The sequence below is a fragment of the Streptomyces sp. NPDC005863 genome (assembly GCF_042871345.1).
Classification (GTDB): domain Bacteria; phylum Actinomycetota; class Actinomycetes; order Streptomycetales; family Streptomycetaceae; genus Streptomyces.
This window is the reverse complement of the sequence record NZ_JBIAII010000002.1, coordinates 622,809-636,832: the sequence shown is the minus strand read 5'-3', so window position 1 is coordinate 636,832 and position 14,024 is coordinate 622,809. Positions and strand designations below refer to the sequence as shown.

At 73.9% G+C, this 14,024-nt stretch carries 14 protein-coding genes; 5 read left to right on the top strand and 9 right to left on the bottom strand.

Going from position 1 to position 14,024, the window contains the following annotated elements:
* The first annotated feature begins 38 nt into the window (after positions 1-38).
* The 3 genes from ACFYO9_RS08860 to ACFYO9_RS08850 all read left to right on the top strand — a co-directional run bounded on the left by ACFYO9_RS08860 (position 39) and on the right by ACFYO9_RS08850 (position 2,664).
* Positions 39-812, top strand: coding sequence for an SDR family oxidoreductase (locus tag ACFYO9_RS08860; protein ID WP_358777358.1), 774 nt, complete (start codon positions 39-41; stop codon positions 810-812).
* A 10-nt stretch (positions 813-822) separates the two neighbouring features.
* Positions 823-1,752 carry an SDR family oxidoreductase gene (locus ACFYO9_RS08855; RefSeq protein ID WP_358777357.1) on the top strand — a complete coding sequence of 310 codons (930 nt, stop codon included), beginning with the start codon at positions 823-825 and terminating at the stop codon, positions 1,750-1,752.
* A gap of 156 nt (positions 1,753-1,908) precedes the next feature.
* Positions 1,909-2,664 carry a type 1 glutamine amidotransferase gene (locus ACFYO9_RS08850; RefSeq protein WP_358777356.1) on the top strand — a complete coding sequence of 252 codons (756 nt, stop codon included), beginning with the start codon at positions 1,909-1,911 and terminating at the stop codon, positions 2,662-2,664.
* Here the strand turns inward: ACFYO9_RS08850 and pcaD are convergent.
* From pcaD to ACFYO9_RS08820, 6 genes are all read right to left on the bottom strand, one after another.
* Positions 2,661-3,815 (bottom strand): 3-oxoadipate enol-lactonase, encoded by a 1,155-nt coding sequence (gene pcaD, locus ACFYO9_RS08845; RefSeq protein ID WP_358777355.1) that lies wholly within the window; start codon positions 3,813-3,815, stop codon positions 2,661-2,663. The two genes, ACFYO9_RS08850 and pcaD, sit on opposite strands and share 4 nt — an antisense overlap.
* Positions 3,812-5,209 carry a 3-carboxy-cis,cis-muconate cycloisomerase gene (pcaB, locus tag ACFYO9_RS08840; RefSeq protein ID WP_358777354.1) on the bottom strand — a complete coding sequence of 466 codons (1,398 nt, stop codon included), beginning with the start codon at positions 5,207-5,209 and terminating at the stop codon, positions 3,812-3,814. The genes pcaD and pcaB overlap by 4 nt, the downstream gene beginning before the upstream one ends.
* Positions 5,206-5,844 (bottom strand): protocatechuate 3,4-dioxygenase subunit alpha, encoded by a 639-nt coding sequence (pcaG, locus tag ACFYO9_RS08835; RefSeq protein ID WP_358777353.1) that lies wholly within the window; start codon positions 5,842-5,844, stop codon positions 5,206-5,208. The genes pcaB and pcaG overlap by 4 nt, the downstream gene beginning before the upstream one ends.
* Positions 5,844-6,632 carry a protocatechuate 3,4-dioxygenase subunit beta gene (pcaH, locus tag ACFYO9_RS08830; RefSeq protein ID WP_358777352.1) on the bottom strand — a complete coding sequence of 263 codons (789 nt, stop codon included), beginning with the start codon at positions 6,630-6,632 and terminating at the stop codon, positions 5,844-5,846. Before pcaH ends, pcaG begins: the two co-directional genes overlap by 1 nt.
* An 88-nt stretch (positions 6,633-6,720) precedes the next feature.
* Positions 6,721-7,377: a CoA transferase subunit B gene (locus ACFYO9_RS08825; RefSeq protein WP_355814243.1), complete on the bottom strand. Its 657-nt coding sequence runs from the start codon at positions 7,375-7,377 to the stop codon at positions 6,721-6,723.
* A complete protein-coding gene (locus ACFYO9_RS08820; RefSeq protein WP_358777351.1) occupies positions 7,377-8,183 on the bottom strand; it encodes a CoA transferase subunit A in 807 nt (268 codons plus the stop codon). The genes ACFYO9_RS08825 and ACFYO9_RS08820 overlap by 1 nt, the downstream gene beginning before the upstream one ends.
* Before the next feature lie 174 nt (positions 8,184-8,357).
* Between ACFYO9_RS08820 and ACFYO9_RS08815 the strand changes: the two genes are divergently transcribed.
* Positions 8,358-8,825 carry a MarR family transcriptional regulator gene (locus ACFYO9_RS08815; RefSeq protein WP_358777350.1) on the top strand — a complete coding sequence of 156 codons (468 nt, stop codon included), beginning with the start codon at positions 8,358-8,360 and terminating at the stop codon, positions 8,823-8,825.
* 5 nt (positions 8,826-8,830) lie between these two features.
* Here ACFYO9_RS08815 and ACFYO9_RS08810 read toward each other — a convergent pair whose 3' ends face one another.
* The 3 genes from ACFYO9_RS08810 to ACFYO9_RS08800 form a co-directional block, all read right to left on the bottom strand.
* Entirely contained in the window at positions 8,831-9,778 is a 948-nt protein-coding gene (locus tag ACFYO9_RS08810) for a DUF3048 domain-containing protein (RefSeq protein WP_358777349.1), read from the bottom strand.
* 43 nt (positions 9,779-9,821) lie between these two features.
* Positions 9,822-11,657, bottom strand: a complete 1,836-nt coding sequence (locus ACFYO9_RS08805; RefSeq protein ID WP_358777348.1) for an FAD-dependent oxidoreductase — start codon at positions 11,655-11,657, stop codon at positions 9,822-9,824.
* A gap of 203 nt (positions 11,658-11,860) precedes the next feature.
* On the bottom strand, positions 11,861-12,931 hold the full coding sequence (locus tag ACFYO9_RS08800; protein ID WP_358707086.1) for an ATP-dependent DNA ligase: 1,071 nt from the start codon (positions 12,929-12,931) through the stop codon (positions 11,861-11,863).
* Between the two features lie 360 nt (positions 12,932-13,291).
* Here ACFYO9_RS08800 and ACFYO9_RS08795 point away from each other — a divergent pair, with 360 nt between their 5' ends.
* On the top strand, positions 13,292-14,023 hold the full coding sequence (locus ACFYO9_RS08795; RefSeq protein ID WP_358777347.1) for a dienelactone hydrolase family protein: 732 nt from the start codon (positions 13,292-13,294) through the stop codon (positions 14,021-14,023).
* Position 14,024: the final 1 nt, after the last annotated feature.

Below are 14,024 nucleotides of genomic sequence, written 5' to 3'. Positions count from 1 at the left end.
TAGAAAGGTAGCAGCGATGACTGACACACGACAGAGCGATGACTGACGGTCGACAGGTGGTCGTCGTGACCGGCGGCACCCGCGGCGTCGGTGCCGGAATCGCCCGGAGCTTCCTCGCGGCCGGGGCCCGCGTCGTCGTCTGCGCCCGCAGGCCACCGGACGAACCCGTCGAAGCGGCGGGCGCCACCGCCGAATTCAGACCCCTCGACCTGCGCGACGCGGCGGCGGCCCGCGCCTTCTTCACCGAAGTGGCCGCGGACCACGGCGCGGTGGACGCCCTCGTGAACAACGCGGGCGGCACCCCCTTCGGACTGCTCGCCGGCACCGCCCCGGACCGCCAGGCCAAGATCGTCGAGCTGAACCTCCTTGCGCCGCTGTACGCCTCACTCGCCGCCCACGAGGTGATGTGCCGTCAGGAGGGCGGCGGCAGCATCACGATGATCGGCAGCGTCAGCGGCACCCGGCCCTCGCCCGGCAGCGGCGCGTACGGAGCGGCCAAGGCCGGCCTGGAGAACCTCGCCGGCACCATGGCGGTCGAGTGGGCCCCGGCCATCCGCGTCAACACGGTCGTCCTCGGCCTTGCCCGCACCGAGAGCGCCCACCTGCACTACGGCTACGAGGACGGCGTCGCACGGGTCGCCCGCACCGTCCCGCTCGGCCGCCTCGCCGAACCCGCAGACGTCGGCGACGCCTGCGTGTTCCTGGCGTCCGACCGCGCGCGGTACATCAGCGGTGCCGCGCTCCGCCTGCACGGCGGCGGCGAACGCCCGGCGTTCCTGGCCGCCGCGCCCGTCAACCACGAACACCCTTAGGAGTCCTGTCATGACGTCAGCTGCTAACGGGTCCGGGCTCTGCGAGGGCCGGGTCGTGATCGTCACCGGTGCGGGGCGCGGCCTCGGCCGGGCGCACGCGCGCGCGTACGCGGCCGAAGGCGCCCGGGTCGTCGTCAACGACCTCGGCGTGGGCCCCGACGGCGCGGGGGAGTCCGGCGGGCCCGCCCACGAAGTGGTCGAGGAGATCCGCGCGGCGGGCGGCCACGCCGTCGCGCACGGCGGCGACATCGCCACGTCCGAGGGCGCCGCGTCGCTGGTGCGGGCCGCGCTCGACACGTACGGGCGGCTCGACACCCTCGTCAACAACGCGGGCTTCCTGCGTGACCGCATGCTCGTCAACCTCGGGGAGGACGACTGGGACGCCGTGATGCGCGTCCACCTCAAGGGGCACTTCCTCCCCCTCAAGTACGCGGGCGCGCACTGGCGTGCCGAGGCGAAGGCCGGCCGCGCCCCGCACGCGTGCGTGGTCAACACCAGCTCGGGAGCGGGGCTCCTCGGCAGCGTCGGGCAGGGCAACTACAGCGCTGCCAAGGCCGGCATTCTCGGCCTGACCTTCGTCGCGGCCGCCGAACTCGGCTCCTACGGAGTGCGGGCCAATGCCATCGCCCCCGCCGCCCGCACCCGTATGACCGAGCGGACCTTCGCCGACACCATGGCCGCCCCCGAGGACGGCGGCTTCGACGCGATGGCCCCGGAGAACGTGTCGCCGCTCGTGGTCTGGCTCGGCTCCACCGCCTCCGCCGGGGTCACGGGCCGCGTCTTCGAGGCGGAAGCCGGCCGGATCACCGTCATGGAGGGCTGGCGGCCGGGCCCGACGGCGGACAGGGGCGCCCGTTGGTCGCCGGCGGAGGCCGGGGAGGCCGCGCGGAAACTGCTCGCCGACGCGGAGCCGCCGCAGCCGGTGTACGGGGCGCGCTGACGGCCCGGAGGCGCGGCCGCGGTGGTGTCCACTGGTGCCGTCTACCGGTGCCGTCCACCGGTGCCGCCCGCCGGCATCTTCGCGGGGAGCCCGGAAGCCCCCGTGACCTGCGGTTAGTGTGGGAAGCCGTATCCGTCCCGCCGAGGAGTTCCCGTCATGCCCGCGCCGCGTACCGTACTGATCCTCCAGCACGTCGAGGTCGAGAAGCCCGGCCTGATCCTGGAGGCGCTGGACGGCAGCGGGCTCGACGTCGACATCCGGAACCTGCTCCACCCCCCGAGCGCCTCGCCGGCCGGCCTGCCGCCCGTGGCCGACCTGGCGGGACTCGTCGTGATGGGCGGCCCCATGAACGCCGACGACCTGGCGGGCCACCCGGCGCTGAAGCTGGAGCGCGACCTGCTCGCCGACGCGCTGCGGGCCGGCGTCCCGACCTTGGGCGTGTGCCTCGGCGCCCAACTGCTCGCCCGCGCGCAGGGTTTGACCGTCCGGACCGGCGCCGAGCTCGGCCAGGGCGAGGAGATCGGCTGGGCCCCGCTGCGCGACGTGGACCGGGACGACCCCGTCGTCGGCCCGCTGGCCGAGGCCCCCGCGGTGCTCCACTGGCACGGCGACCGCATCGTGCCCGCCGCCGGGGTCCAGGTGCTCGCCCGCACCGACACGACCGAGTGCCAGGCGTTCCGGGCCGGGCCCGCGGCCTGGGGGCTGCAGTTCCATCTGGAGGTCACCCCCGGCCTCCTGGACGACTGGCTCGCCGAGCCGTCCTTTGCCACGGAGGCGGCCCAGGCGCTGGGCCCCGGCGCCGCGGACCGGCTGGCGGCCGACGCCCGCGCCGTCGCCCGGGACCTGCGACCGCTGGCCGAGCGCAGCCTGGCCCACCTGAGGTCCCTCTTCGTGGCGCGCGCGGGGCTCTAGGACTCCGCGGGCCCCGCGGCGGCGTCCTCCTCGGCGAGTACGCGCTGCGCGACCGCGAACGCGGCGTTGGCCGCGGGAACCCCGCAGTAGACCGCCGTCTGCAGCAGGACCGCACCGATCTCCTCCGGCGCCAGCCCGTTGCGGCGCGCGGCGCGGACGTGCAGGGCCAGCTCGTCGAGGTGGCCGTGGGCGACCAGCGCGGTCAGCGTGATCATGCTGCGCTCGCGGCGCGCCAGCGTCGGGTCGGTCCAGATCTCGCCCCACGCGTAGCGGGAGATGAAGTCCTGGAACCGCGCGGTGAACGGCGTCGTGTTCGCCTGCGCGCGGTCCACGTGGGCGTCCCCGAGCACGGCCCGCCGCACGGCCGTACCGCTCGCCGGGGCCCCGTCGGCGAAGTGGCCGTGCAGCGCCGCCGCGACGGCGTCGGGGCGTTCGGCGGGCGCCAGATGTGAGGCGCCGGCCAGCTCCAGGAGCGAGGCGCCCGGCACGGCGTCGGCGATCTCCCGGGCGTGGGCGGGCGGTGTCGCGGGGTCCTCGCGCCCGGCGACGACCAGCGTGGGCGCCACGATCGACGCCAGCGCGTCCCGCACGTCGTACGCGGCCAGCGCGTCGCAGCACGCGGCGTACGCCCCCGGGTCGGCCGCCCGGAGGTCCGCGACCAGGCCGGGCACGGTGAAGCCGGGCGTGAACCACCGGTCCGGCGCCGACTCCACGAGCCCGGCAAGTCCCTCGCGCCGCACCAGCGCGGCCCGCTCCCGCCACGGCTCGGCCCCACCGAAGTGGGCCGACGAGCAGACCACGCCGAGGGACGCCACCCGGTCGGGGTGCCGGGCCGCGAGCCACAGGCCGACGGCACCGCCGAGCGACACCCCCGCGTACGCGAAGCGGTCGATGCCGAGCGCGTCGGCGAGGGTGAGGACGAGCGCGGCGAGGTCGTCGACCGTCGCGCCGGGGCCGATCAGGTCGGCGGGGGAGTGGCCGTGGCCGGGCAGGTCCCAGCGTACGACCCGGTGGGTGGTGGCGAGTTCGGGCGCGGCGGCGTCCCACAGCGCGGTGGAGGTGCCGAGCGACGGGCCGAGGAGGAGCGGGGGAGCGGTGGCGGCGCCCTCGACGCTGTGGTGCGGTATCCGGCCGTTCGGTGTGGTGGTCAACGTCGCTCCAGGGCGCGGTCGGTGAGAGCGGCGGCGGCGCCGGTGTAATGGGTGGGGTCGGTGAGCTCGGTGAGGTCGATGTCCTTCAGGGTGCGCTCGTCGACGCCGAGCTCCCTGAGGATCTCCGCGAGCACCGCAGCGAGCGTCCGTCCCTCGTTCCGGGTGCGCCGGGCCGCCGAGGTCAGCGCCTCCTTCGCGCGGGCCCTTCCGAGCAGCGGGGCGAGTGTGGCCGACAACCGCTCGGAGACGATCAACCCGCCGGTGAGGCCCAGGTGTTCGTGCATCGCCGCCGGGTGTACGCGCAGTCCCTCGGCGAGCTCCGCCGCGTCCCGCGCCGCCCCGCCGGTCAGCCGCAGCAGGTCGCGCAGCGGCTCCCACTCGGCGTGCCAGGCGCCCGCGGGCCGCTCGTCCTCGGCGGCCAGCGAACCGTAGAGGGTCGCCGCGAGGCCCGGCGCACGGCGGGCGGCCGCCGTGATCAGCGTCGCGCGGACGGGGTTGGCCTTGTGCGGCATGGCGGACGACCCGCCGCCCGCGCCCTCGGAGACCTCGGCGATCTCGGTGCGGGAGAGCGTGAGCACGTCGGCCGCCGCTTTGCCGAGGGCGCCGGCGGTGAAGGCCAGGGCGGCGGCGAGATCGGCGACCGGGGTACGAAGGGTATGCCAGGGCAACACGGGCTCGCGCAGGCCGAGTTGGCGGGCGAAGGCCGCGACCAAGGACTGGCCGGGCGGTTCCCGTCCCGCTTCCGGTGGCTCGGTCTCGCCCTCAGAGCGGGAGACTCCACCACCGGCCCCGTACTCCCCGAACGCCGCCAACGTCCCCGCCGCTCCGCCCAGTTGCGCCGGAAGATCACCCCGGACACCCGCCATCCGGTCCCGCGCGTCGAGGACCAGCGAGCGCCAGCCCGCCGCCTTCAGGCCGAACGTCGTCGGCACCGCGTGCTGGGTGAGCGTGCGGCCCGGCATCGCGGTGTCCCGGTGCGCGGCGGCGAGCCGGGCCAACGCCCGTTCCGTACGCGCCAGATCGGCGAGGATCAGGTCGGACGTCCGGGCGGCGAGCAGCATCAGGGCCGTGTCCAGGATGTCCTGGCTCGTCGCGCCCCGGTGGACATAGGGGGCCGCCCCGTCGGGCACGGCCGCCGTCAGCCGCGCCACCAGCGGGATCACCGGATTCCCGCCCTCCCGCGCGCGCAGCGCGATCTCCCGGGCGTCGAACCTGCCGGGGTCCGCGGCGGCCGCCGTCACCGCCGTCGCCGCCTCCGGCGGGGCCATGCCCAGCGCGGCCTGCGCGCGGGTCAGCGCGGCCTCCGCCTCCAGCATCGCCGCGAGGAAGGCCTGGTCGGAGGTGGCGTCCTCGGCCGGGGACCCGGCCGAGCCCGGCGCGAACAGGCCGCTCACGAGGGCTCCGCGGGGAATTCCAGGAAGACCGTCTCCCGCGCGCCCTGCAGACGGATGTCGAACCGGTAGGTGTGCGAGGCCTCGCCCCGGGCGAGCAGCGTGGCACGCCGCTCCGGATCCAGGGAGCCGAGCAGCGCGTCGCCGGGTTCGTCCACCAAGTACGCGCGTGTGTACAGGTGGTGGAGCAGCCCGCGCGCGAAGACCGCGATCGAGATGTACGAGACGCCGCCCGGCGGCAGCGTCCGCACGGCCCAGTGGCCGTCCGCGTCGGTCGGGACCCGGCCGAATCCGGTGAACCCGACCCCGTCGCGCCCCACGACCCGTCCCGTCACGGGATCCTGCCGCAGCGACCCCGGCACCCCCGCGCGCGAACCGTCGGGCGCGGGCTGCCAGGTCTCTATCAGGGCGTCGGGAACGGGCTGCCCGGCGCCGTCGAACACGTACCCGTGCAGGGTGATCGTCTCCGGGTGTCCGGCCGGGGCCACCTCGCCGCCGCGCGGGAAGGGCAGCGCGTACCCGTAGAAGGGGCCGACGGTCTGGGAAGGCGTGGGGGCGTACGTGGATACGGGCGTGGGGGAGTCCGTGGCGCCGGGCGGAGCGGGCCTCGGGCGCGGGGGCGTCGGAGTGGAAGGCATCAGTGCTGCTCGTCCTCCTCGAAGAGCGTCGCGGACGGGCCGTCCAGGACGATGTCCCAGCGGTGGCCGAGCGACCGCTCGGGAACGGACAGGGTGTGGTCGTAGGCACAGACGAGCCGCTGCCGCGCGGCCTCGTCGGTCACCGAGCGCAGCACCGGGTCGTACGGGAAGAGCGGGTCGCCGGGGAAGTACATCTGCGTCACCAGACGTTGGGTGAACGCCGTGCCGAAGAGCGAGAAGTGCAGGTGCGCGGGGCGCCAGGCGTTGACGTGGTTGCGCCACGGGTAGGCGCCCGGCTTGATGGTGGTGAAGTGGTACGTGCCGTCGTCGTCGGTCAGACAGCGGCCGAAACCGGTGAAGTTGGGGTCCAGGGGCGCCGGGTGCCGGTCCACCTGGTGGGCGTACCGGCCCGAGGCGTTGGCCTGCCACAGCTCCACCAACTGGCCGCGCACGGGACGCCCCCGGCGGTCCAGGACCCGGCCGGTCACGGTGATGCGCTCGCCGAGCGGCTCGCCCGGATGCCGGCTGGTCAGATCGCTGTCCAGGGCGGTGACGTCGGTGACGCCGAACGCGGGCCCGGTCAGCTCCACCGCCTCCGGATCGCGCAACGGCATGAGCGGTCGCTTGGGATGACGCAGGTGGCTGCTGCGGTACGGGGGGTAGTCGCGCGGCGGATGGTGTCCGCCGGCCGCCGCGGCCTGCGCCTTCGCGACCTCGGCGTCGATCGCGTCCTGGGTGAGTCCGTCGGGCAGCGGGTCGGTGGCGGGCGGTTCGGTGCTGAGGGGCATGTCTTCGGGCTCCGTTCGAACCTCGGAGGAGTCGGTCAGGCCGGGTTTCCTGCGCGGGTTCCCTACGTGGGTTTCCTACGCGGGTTTCCTACGCGTGTCCCGGCGAGTACCCCGCCGGGACGTGGACCTTCGCCGCCGTCCTGGCGGTGATCTCGGCGGCGGTGACGCCCGGCGCCGTCTCGACCAGCACCAGGCCGTGGCCGGTCACCTCCAGGACGCCGAGGTCGGTGATGATCCGGTCGACGCAGCCCCGGCCGGTCAGCGGCAGCGCGCACTCCTCGAGGATCTTGGGAGAGCCGTCCTTCGCGGTGTGCGTCATGACGACGAGGACCGTCCGCGCTCCGTGCACGAGGTCCATCGCGCCGCCGATCCCGGTGATCATCTTGCCGGGGACGGCCCAGTTGGCGAGGTCCCCGCGCGCGGAGACCTGCATCGCGCCCAGGACGGCGACGTCGATGTGGCCGCCGCGGATCATCCCGAAGGAGAGCGCCGAGTCGAAGAAGGAGGCGCCGGGCAGCACGGTCACGGTCTCCTTGCCCGCGTTGATCAGGTCGGGGTCGACCTCCGCCTCCGTGGGGTAGGGGCCCACGCCGAGGATGCCGTTCTCCGACTCCAGGACCACTTCCACGTCCGGCGGCAGGTGGTTGGGGATCAGCGTGGGCAGACCGATGCCCAGGTTCACGTACTGGCCGTCGCGGAGCTCCCGCGCGGCGCGGGCGGCCATCTCGTCCCGGGTCCAGGCCATCAGCCGCTCACCGCCCCCGACTTCGTGGCAGGGCCCGTGCCGGGCGTCGTGGTCCCGGTGACCGTGCGCCGCTCGATGCCCTTGTCGGCGGCCTGTTCGGGGGTGAGGGCCACCACCCGCTGCACGAAGATGCCCGGCAGATGCACCGCGTCCGGGTCGATCTCGCCCGGCTCCACCAGCTCCTCCACCTCCGCGACGGTCACCCGCCCGGCCATCGCGGCGAGCGGGTTGAAGTTGCGGGCGGAGCGGGCGAAGACGAGGTTGCCGTGCCGGTCGCCCTGGGCGGCGCGCACCAGTGCGTAGTCGGTGCGGATGCCGTGCTCCAGGACGTGCGGGGTGCCGTCGAACTCCCGTACCTCCTTGGCCGGCGACGCCAGGGCGACCCCACCCTCGCCGTCGTAACGCCAGGGCAGTCCGCCGTCGGCGACCTGGGTGCCCACCCCGGCCGGGGTGTAGAAGGCGGGGATGCCCGCGCCGCCGGCCCGCAGCCGCTCGGCGAGTGTGCCCTGCGGGATCATCTCGACCTCCAGCTCCCCGCCCAGGTACTGCCGGGCGAACTCCTTGTTGGCGCCGATGTAGGACCCGGTCACCCGGGCGATGCGGCCGGCCGCGAGGAGCACGGCGAGACCCGAGTCCAGCGCGCCGCAGTTGTTGGACACGATCTCCAGGCCCGTCACCCCGGCCCGGTGCAGCGCGCGTATCAGCTCGTTCGGCACGCCGCTCAGGCCGAAGCCGCCGACGGCCACCGACGCCCCGTCCCGGACATCGGCCACCGCGTCGGCGGCCGTGGCCACCACCTTGTCCATCCGTGCGCCCCCTCTCGTCATGTCGCCCCCGCAAACTGCTCAGGGCACTGACTATTTGGCCGAGGATAGGTCGCAGCCAACTCCCTGACAAGACAGACGCTGTTCGACGAATGACCCAGGTATTGTTCAGTGCACTCACAAAAATGCGGGACGCATCGATGAGCGGAGACCCCCATGGCCGCGGTGGACCTTGCCACCCACCCCGGGCACCTGGCCCGGCGGTTGCAGCAGGCGCACCACCTGCTGTGGAACGCGATGGTGTCCGAGGAGATCACCTCCCCGCAGTACGCCGTCCTCAACGCCCTCGTCGCCGAACCCGGCCTCGACCAGCGCACCGTGGGCGAGCGGGTGGGCCTCGACCGGTCCACGATCGCCGAGGTCGTCGCGCGTCTGATCCGGCGCGATCTGCTCGACAAGGTGCGCGACGCGCGCGACGGCCGCCGCTTCCTGCTGCACCTCACGGACGAGGGGCTGCGCACGCACCGCCGCCTGACCGTGCGCACGGCCCGGATGAACCAGGTCCTCCTCGCACCCCTCTCCACCGCGGAGCGGTCCGTCTTCCTCGACCTGATCCAACGGGTCGCGGACGCGGCGGAGGACCTGCGCAATCCGGCGACGCCGACGGCCGCCGTGGGGGACTGACGGGCTCAAGCCTTCGCGAACACCACCCAGACCTGTCCCTTGGCGAAGGGGAGCGGGGTGCCGGTGGGTGTGGTGAAGTCGGTGCCCGAGCGGGCCGATGCGCGGTTCCAGTGCGCGCGGTAGGCGCGGCCGTCCCGGAGTACCGTCGCGGAGCCCTGCCCGACGGTCTCCGTGAACGGCGAGACGCTGCCCGCGCGGTCGTGGAAGCGGGACGGCCGCACCTTCACGTACTGCACGACGACCGTCGTCGGGGCCAGCTCCTTGCCGGCGGAGGTACGGGCCCGCCGCCCGTCCATCGTGACGCGCCAACGTCCCTCGTACTCCACCCAGTCGAAGGTGAAACTGGCGGCCGGGAAGCGGACCGTGCGGTGGGCCTGCGGAGTGCCACCCCGTGGACGCGGTCCGAACCGGAAGCCGGTGGCGGCCAGCGCGCCCGCCTGCGGGTGGGCCTTCAGGGCGCGCGGACGGACGAAGAGGTTGTGCGGCGCGGGCCGGTCGGCGCCCCGGTAGTAGGCGTTGCCGGGCGCCTTGCCGGGTGGCAGCGCCCGCACCGGCGCGCCCGCGATGAGGGGGAGCAGCTTGGACTGCGCACCGGAGAACGCGAGCACGGGCCGGTCGAACTGGCGCAGCAGTTCCAGGTCGGTCTCGCGCGCGCTGCGCACCGGGCCCACGGCGGACGGCAGCCGGGACGCGTAGACCGCCATGAGCCGGCTGAGCCCCGCCTCCACCTGCTCGGCGTACACGACGTCCGCGGCGTCGAGGCCGGTCTGCGGGCGCGCCGGGCCGACGTTGTCGATCTTCACGGCGAGTACGCCGCCCCGGCCCGAGCCCGCAGGCGGGCTGCCGTCCGCCCCGGAGGGTTCGATCGTGCAGCCGGACGTCAGGGCGGCGACCGCGAGCGCCACCGCCGCCCCGGTGCGCACTGGTGTCCGCGTTCTTGCTCGCCGCTTCATGCGGGAGTCCTACCCCGATCGCGTACGGTCGCAGCCCGTTCCGTCAGCCCAGATCGAGGGCGTTCGGCAGGCCGAGCCGGTAGCGGGTGCGGTCGTGGCGCTTGAGGACCTCGATCTCCGGGACCCGGTACAGCGGCGTCACCGTGCACGGCTTCTGGTCCGAACCCGCTTGCTGGAGAAGGGCGTTGACCGCCTGGCGGGCCGCGGCGTTGGCGCCCTCCATCGTCGCGAGGTCGATGTCCACGGAGACGTAGTCGCCGGCCAGGAAGAGGTTCGGGATCTTCGTGGCGGCCGACGGGCGGTTGTGGAACGTGCCCACCGGGTGGATGAGGAGCTGGTCCTCGTTCGTCGGGTTCGGCGTGCCGAGTCCGGAGACGCCGGGGTCCAGGAACCACGCGTGCAGCTTGCCGTCGCTCAGGACGGTCCTTCCGGTGTCGTTGAGGGCGGCCTTGAGCTGCGCCCACACCTCCTTGGCGACCTCGTCGCGGGTGCACTGCTTGGCCGTCTTGCCGTACAGGATCCCCGGTCTGTCCCACTCGGATATGTCCACCGAGAGGCAGTCGACCGCGACGCCGTCGCCGTAGTCCGCCGGGAAGTCGCGCTCCGGCCAGTGCGCCGCCTGCGCGATGCCGGTCAGCGACCAGGGCGAGTCGATGAGGTTGAAGTGGCCGCGTACCACGGGCGGACGCTCCGTCAGATAGAACTGGATGCCCGTCATCCAGTCCGTCTGCAGCTCGTCGCAGCGCGCCAGTTGGGGGTCGGCCGCCTTCATCGCGGCGCTCCAGGTGCGGCGCGCGTGCTCCACCGGCATGGCCTGCACATAGTGGTCGGCGGTGATGTCGCGCCGTACGCCGTCCGGGTCCTCCACCACGGTCTTGGTGACGCGGCCACCGGCGAATCCCAGCTCGCGGACGGTCCAGCCAATGCGGAACTCGACGCCCAGGGAGGTGAGATGGGTGATCCACGGGTCGATCCACGCCTCGTTGGTCGGCGCGTTGAGGATCCGGTCGGGCGGGCCGTCCGCGCCCTGGCCGAGCGCGTTGAGGACGAACGCCTCGCCGAGCGTGCCGACCGTGCGGGTGCTGGCCTCCTCGGCCTTGGTCGCCACGATGTTGCGGGTGACGCCGATGACGAGGATGCGCTGGTAGTCCTTGGACATCCGCTCGGCCCGGGTGAACTCCCACCAGGGCGTGGACTCCCAGTCGTCTTCCCTGCGTTCGTCACAGCTGGTCAGGAAGACCAGCGCGCGGTTCACGAAGTACGCGGCCTCATGGGCCGGCAGGTTGAACGCGGTGTCGAGCAGCGCGCCGAGCGCCCGCCGGATGTCGTCGAGGGTGAGTCTCTCCGGGTCGCTGCCCGGCCAGGGGATCGGCATCCGGAGGTCCTCGCGGCCGGTGCGCGCGAACGACATCTCGCGGGGCGCGACCAGGTTGTCCCACACGCCGTGCGCGTTCCCGGGGAAGGGGATGCGGCGCATCGTGTCCGGGAGGTTGTGGTAGATGCCGGGGATGAAGCGGAAACCGTGCTCGCCGGGGAGCGGCTTGCGGTTGCCCTTCGCGCTGTCCGGCACGTCCATGCTGCGGGCCTTGCCGCCGAGCGCCCGGCGTTCGTAGACCGTGACCGCGAACCCGCGCTCGGCCAGCTCGTGGGCGGCGGTCAGTCCCGCGACGCCGCCGCCGAGCACGGCCACGGACGGCTTGGCCCGCGGCGCCGTCGGGGTGGCCGCCGCGGCGGGGGACGCGCCCACGCCCACGCCGAGCGCGGCGGCCCCGCCCACGGCGGCGGCCCCCGCGACGAATTCCCGTCGGGTGCTGCCTTCGGCGCCCACGCCTTCGGTGCCCGCGCCTCCGGCGCCCTCGCGCCCCACGTACCGCCCCATGCCCAGCCCCCATTACCGTCGGTAACTGTGGTGTCAGGCGCAGGAGCCTACGGTCACGGCGGATGGGGTGGAAGGTACGGGGGGACCTGATCGCACATTGGCGTGATTGCGGTGGTCGCGGGTGCGCGGGGGATGAATGCGGGGGCGCGACGGTGAGGGGTGCCGGCGGTCGGCCGGGCTGCGCGGGAGGTGGGTGGCGCCGGTCAGCCGGGGGTGCCGAAGACGTCGTCGAGGGCGTGCCGCACCGGCTGCTCCAGCTGGGCGTACGTGCAGCTCTCCGGGGCCCGGTCGGCGCGCCACCGGCGGAACGCGGCCGTGTGGCGGAACCGTCGCCCGCCCTCCATGTGGTCGTACGCCACCTCGCAGACCCGCTCAGGGCGCAGCGGCAGCCAGGAGAGGTCCTTCTTGCCCGACCAGCGGCTGGGAGCGCCGGGCATCCGGGACGTCTCGTGGGCGCTCTCGTCGGTCCAGGCCGCCCACGGATGCCCGGCCGCCGACTCCATCCGCAGCGGCTCCAGCTCCTCGACGAGCTCGGCGCGGCGCTTCATCGGGAACGCCGCGCAGACGCCGACGTGCTGCAGGGCGCCCTCGTCGTCGTACAGCCCGAGCAGCAGGGAGCCGACGACGGGGCCGCTCTTGTGGAACCGGTAGCCCGCGACGACGCAGTCCGCCGTCCGCTCGTGCTTGATCTTGTACATGAGGCGTTCGTTCTGCCGGTACGCCAGGTCGAGCGGCTTGGCGATGACGCCGTCCAGGCCCGCCCCCTCGAACTGCTCGAACCACACCTGTGCCGTCGCCGGGTCCGTGGTCGCCGGCGCCAGGTGGACGGGTGGCGTGACCCCGGACAGCGCCTTCACGAGGAGGGCGCGTCGCTCGGCGAGGCCGGTGGTGAGGAGCGCCTGGTCGGCGAGGGCGAGGAGGTCGAAGGCCACGAAGGAGGCGGGGGTGCGTTCGGCCAGGAGGGTCACGCGGGAGGCGGCGGGGTGGATGCGTTCCGTGAGCGCGTCGAAGTCGAGGTGGCCGTCCCGGACGATCACGATCTCGCCGTCCACCACACACCGCTCCGGCAGGCGCTCGCGCAGGGCCGTCACCAGCTCGGGGAAGTACCGGGTCAGCGGCTTTCCGGTCCGGCTGCCGATCTCGACCTCGTCGCCGTCGCGGAAGACGATCGCACGGAACCCGTCCCACTTGGCCTCGTACTGCATGCCCGGCGGAATCTTCGCCACGGGCTTGGCGAGCATGGGCTTCACGGGCGGCATGACCGGCAGATCCATGGTCCAAATCTAGGAGGGGTCCATACGTTCCGCCTGTTCGGAGCCGGTGCGGGGGAGCGCGGGGGCTCGTACTGCTCGTACGGGGAGACGGACGGACCACCGGCGGCCACACGAACAGACCGCCGGCGGCCGTACGGACAGACCGGTCGGTTAGGCTGTGCGGCCATGAAGACCGGGACGGCGTCACGCCACACACGGAACGGCTCCCCGGCGCTCCGCTGAGTGCCGTACGGGCAGGCGCGGTCCTGTCGTCGGGACGGGTCCTGCCGTCGGGGCGGGCGACGTGGGGCCTGGCGCGGGCTCCGCCGCCTCCGTCGTCGTTGATCACAGGCTCAGCCCCTCAACCACGACGGAGCGTTCATGCCCACCACCATGCTGCAGATCCCCGCACCCGACGGCCGCGCCGAGGCCCTGGCCGCCTTCCCCGACGAGGGCGGACGGCACCCCGCGGTGCTGATGTACCCGGACGCCTTCGGCATCCGGCCCGTCCTGCGGGAGATGGCCGAGGAACTGGCCGGGCACGGGTACTACGTGCTCGTCCCGCACATCTTCTACCGGACCGGACCGGTCCCGCTGTTCGACCTTCCCGAGCACATCGGAGAGCAGGCGAGGACCGCGCTCCTGGCCCAGGTGATGCCGCTCATCGAGGAGCACACCGCCGACCGGGTACGCCGGGACGCCGAGGCCTACCTGGAGTTCCTCGCCGGCCGCCCCGAGGTCGCCGCGGGGCCGGTCGCGGTGACCGGATACTGCATAGGCGGCCTGTTGGCGACGCGCACCGCCGCGGCCCACCCCGACCGGGTCGCCGCCCTCGCCGCGTTCCACGCCCCGGTAGGAGCGGACGGGCCCGACAGCCTCGCCCGGATCACCGCGCAGTTCCATTTCGGCCACGCCGCGAGCGATCTGACCCCCGAGGCGCTGGCCGAGCTGAACGGCTCCCTGGACGCCGCGAAGGCCCACGGCACCTCGGAGATCTACCCCGGTACCGTCCACGGGTTCACCATGGCCGACACGGACGCGTTCGACCCCGACGGGCTGCGGCGCCACTGGGAGCGGCTGCTCCCGCTCCTCGCCGGAACGCTGCGCGCGTAGC